At 31.5% G+C, this 4,238-nt stretch carries 3 protein-coding genes; all 3 read right to left on the minus strand.

The window, feature by feature from the left end; genetic code table 11:
- Nucleotides 1–507 precede the first annotated feature (507 nt).
- The gene (locus CXF67_RS08395) at nucleotides 508–1,359 is read right to left on the minus strand and encodes an acyl-CoA thioester hydrolase/BAAT C-terminal domain-containing protein (RefSeq protein WP_102088351.1); all 852 of its coding nucleotides are present in this window, start codon (nucleotides 1,357–1,359) and stop codon (nucleotides 508–510) included.
- 419 nt (nucleotides 1,360–1,778) lie between these two features.
- Entirely contained in the window at nucleotides 1,779–3,143 is a 1,365-nt protein-coding gene (locus tag CXF67_RS08400) for a glycoside hydrolase family 113 (RefSeq protein ID WP_102088352.1), read from the minus strand.
- 653 nt (nucleotides 3,144–3,796) lie between these two features.
- Complete coding sequence (locus CXF67_RS08405; protein WP_102088353.1) at nucleotides 3,797–4,162, minus strand: YceI family protein; 366 nt, start codon at nucleotides 4,160–4,162, stop codon at nucleotides 3,797–3,799.
- Nucleotides 4,163–4,238: the final 76 nt, after the last annotated feature.

A 4,238-nucleotide genomic window follows, 5' to 3' on the forward strand; every position in this document is an offset into this window, starting at 1 on the left:
GGGATAATTACACATCCAAATCTTATAATTTGTTTGTTGTGCGATTTTTTTTAAAGTATCCCAATGATGTTGGGCTGGTCCAGAAATAAATGCACCTCCATGAACGAATATTAAAAGACTTTCCGAATTTTCATTTAATCCTATTTCGGTAACGAAGGTATCCGAAAATTTAAAGGTTCGTAGTCGATTCTGTTTAAAAAATTCACCTTTCGGATAATGAACATCTTCTTTTCTTCTTTTCTTATTTTCTTATAGTCTATTATTACTTTACTAAAATCTTTTTTAATCCTTTTATTTTTATTATTGGTAAAGTAATATAGTATGATAAACTTTGTTTCATTTTTAGTCTTCCTTAATTTATTATTAATTTGAATTAACTAGAGTATATAAAACTTAATATACTCACCATTAACTATATAGCTTAAAAAAATGTTTTGTATTATTTTAAAAAGTTCAAATGCCCCAATTAGGACTTTTAAAATATGTTCCTATGATTAACCCCTGCAATTAATTCACCGGGAAATGTTTTTCTAAAAAATCAAATACTAAATCGAAATGTTTGAGCGGTTCCGCGTGTCCGCCTTCTATTGCCACATGCTCCTTAGTATAATTGAAATTATTCTTTTCTAACCTTGAGATAATCTTATTTGACATTTCCGTAGTAGGCGCAATTTCGTCTTTGGTTGCAGAAATCAATAGAATAGGGCCTTTTATTTTTTCGACCTTAATCAAAGATTTCCTTTCTGCTATGGTATCTTGGAGCATAGCCTGATATGCCCCTCTTAAATCCCTTTTCATCAAATAAGGTATGGCTGCATCATTTACAGGTATAAATGGGAGTTCATTATCATTGAAAGTCCAACTCGATGTGGTAAAATGGTCTGTAATTCCAGGAAAAACAGCATTACTAGCAACTAAACCAACGACACAATCAATGTCCTTATAATAACTACCAATTAACAACGCCAAATCTGCACCTCTTGAACCTCCTACAATTGCAATTTTACTGCTATTAACTTTTTTATTTTTTGTAGCCTCTTTAATTGCATTATAGACGTCTTCTATTGCTATTTTGTCCAATTTTTTTGGTGTTCCATTTGCACCAAAATAGCCTATTGCCAAAAAAGCATATCCTTTTCTTATAAACTGATCTCTATTTTCTTTCCATTGATCACTTGTCCAAGCATTCCCACCTTCTGCTCCACCAAAACCAACAACTAATGGTTGACTTTTCGAATCTCCTAGGTACAATACAGACTCAATATTCTTAGTTTTTAAAGTTTCTTGGGCAAACGATTTAAATGATAAAATTGTCAGACATGCGATAGAAAATAATTTTAATACTCTAGTAATATTCATAATTCTAATTTTTTACAAGATTAATGGGTTTATATCTCTAAACTTTTGACCTATGTCAAATAATTACTTTTTAGCTCATACCCTACTCAATGTTTCTTGAGTTACACCCAAATAAGATGCAACCATTCCCATAGGAATACGGTGGAAAATAACTGAATGGATTATTTGAAAATTAAGATATCTATCCTTGTTAGATGTAAATCGCATACACGTAATTCGTTCCACTAAATGGCTAAAAACCCTTCCTATTGTTAACCGAGCATGACGTTCCATTTCCGGAAAATTATTAAAAAGGCATACCAAGCCATCTACATTTGTAATATATACCTGAGTATATATTGAAATGTGATGTTTGTTAAAAATATGATCTATTTAGTTGTTCATAAGACAAAAAATAATAGCCTAGACGTATTTTATTGTTAATAAACTTTAAAACATTTTGCGACGAGATTTAGTGATGGTTTACCTTCAATAGTGAAATTAGTGTTATTACCATCAGACGCACCACTACCTTGCCATTCCCAAATGTGAATACCATGGAACCATGGTTTTTTCCATATAGTATTAAAAAAGGCCTGATAACACAAGAGTTGTTCCCCCTTCGAAATTTTAGAATATAGACTATTCATACCATTCCATTCCCATGGTTTTTTAGAAGTACCTAGAATAGACTTATAACCTAATTCTGTAAAAAGTATAGGTTTGTTAAATTTTGAACTAACCAACGAGATTTCTTCTGCATGTTTTCTCCAATAGTTTTCCAACTCTAAAAGAGTTGGGTCATCTTTTTTACTTAACGGAAAGTAAGCTTGAATGCCTATATAATCTAATTCATCCCAAAAAGGCACTTCTTTGTACTCATTATCCCAATTGGCTGCATAGGTCAGCTTTCCTTTATAAGTTGCTTTAACTCTTTTTATTAGGTCCATCCATTTATGGGGTTTTTCATAAACAGTCGTTTCTAACTCCGTACCTATACAGAATTGTTCAAGCTTTAATTTTTCCGCAAGTTCTGCATATTTTATAATGGTTTGATCGTAATTCTCAAACCAAGTATTCCAGTCTTGTTCAGTTTCCATTTCAATATCAGATCGCCACTTCCCGTTTTGAATATCTGATAGCCAAATATGAGGTTTCAGCATTATTTTTATTCCATACTTATCACATTCATCCTTTATCGCTTGGTAGTGTTTTAGCTTAGTGTTATAGCTATCATCTGAGATTAATCTTAACGATGGTTTATTGTAATGACCTTGATCTATAAATGGTGTAAGCGTAATCCATTCAAAATTATTAGTCTTAAGCTTCTCGAGGTCTTCTGTATTTTCACTTATATTGAATACATGAATACCTCTTTGTTTTTTATCGATACGATAATAATCATTTACGCAGGCAGAATTGTTTTCTACGGAGTAATCCCAAGTATAATTCAACTCTTCAGATAACCGATAGTATTGTAGCACTGAATTCCCAATAAAAAGACCCGTAACAAGAATCGCTACCTTTAAAAGCGTGCCTTTTAAAAGGCCTTTAATTTTGTTTCGTTTATAGTCGGAAATAATACTTTTTATAAGTAAAAAAATAACATATGGAATCGTTGCTATGATGTGAAATAAAGTACTGGTCAACATAGTTTCCACGAAATCTTGAAAAAATACAGCAGCCGTATCCACTGAGTAGTTGTTTTTATGTAGAATTAAAAAGAACGCTAACAGCAATAAAACAAAAGTTGTACCTAGGTAAAACCAGAGAAACCGCCTTATACTCGATGTTTTTATCCTCATATCAAAGAATTTTTAAAATATTGGATAACGAACTCAGCCATAATTAGTTCGGGATTAAAAGGAACTGAACTTTCGATGAAGCACTGAGCCATATTTTTAAATTTTGTTTTTAATTTTTTCATATTAAAGTCAAACTTAAAAATTTGGTGATGTTTGTTAAAGTTAATTGATAGCTTGAAGTAAGGCTTAATCTAACCATTCCATCAGCAGTACTTTCTAGTTCGTATGAAGCGCTTATAAAATTAATTTTACCATTTTTCTAGTTTTAAAATAGAATTTATTGCTCGTTCAGATCTACTGTTTAAATCTTGCACTTCAAAGTTTATTGAGGTTTTTATTATCACAAAGATACTTGTTACGTATAATTGAAATTTGTAAAAATCGGACGTTTTTGTTGATTTATATATTTTGTAGGGAGTAGTAGCATCCTTCTTTTAATTATTTCTCACTTCCCCTGTATCACCTGTAGTTTCTTCGACCAGATATAAATTAATAAAAGAACCAGAGTAAAAACTGCTAAAATTTCCCTCTGATTCTTTTCTTTAATCAATAGTACTATAAAGATTACTTTTTACGAACTAAATCTATTGGGATATTAATTTTTACTTCGTCACTGAGTACCATCGTTTTCGCCCAATTTCCTGTTCCCACCCCTAATCCGTTCTGTCAATCGTAGCATTTATAGCAACACTTAAAACAAATACTCCTTTGGCCATAGGATGCTCCATTTTACCGGCTATTTTCATTGGTAAAACAACATCTTTTATTTGATCCTTTATAGTGAGTTTTCCGTATATCAAATATTCCGTATCAGTCTTTTTTGAGAATTTGGTGGATGTAAATGTCATTTTTGGATACGTTTCAGAATCGAAGAAATATGGAGATTGCAAATGCTGTTCTCTTTGCTCGTTTTCCGTATTCACACTACTCACTGTAATTGTAAATTTTGCTTTACTTTCTTTTAGGTTATTCGAGTCAAAATTGAAACTACCATCAAAAGAGGTTAACTTACCAGTAATTTACGAAAAGAACCGGTTGATTGAAAATTTGACAGAAGTATGTGATTTGTCTAAATTCCATTTTGTTGCTTCCTGC

Origin of the sequence: Psychroflexus sp. MES1-P1E, from assembly GCF_002836055.1 — a bacterium.
In the GTDB taxonomy this organism is placed as follows: domain Bacteria; phylum Bacteroidota; class Bacteroidia; order Flavobacteriales; family Flavobacteriaceae; genus Psychroflexus.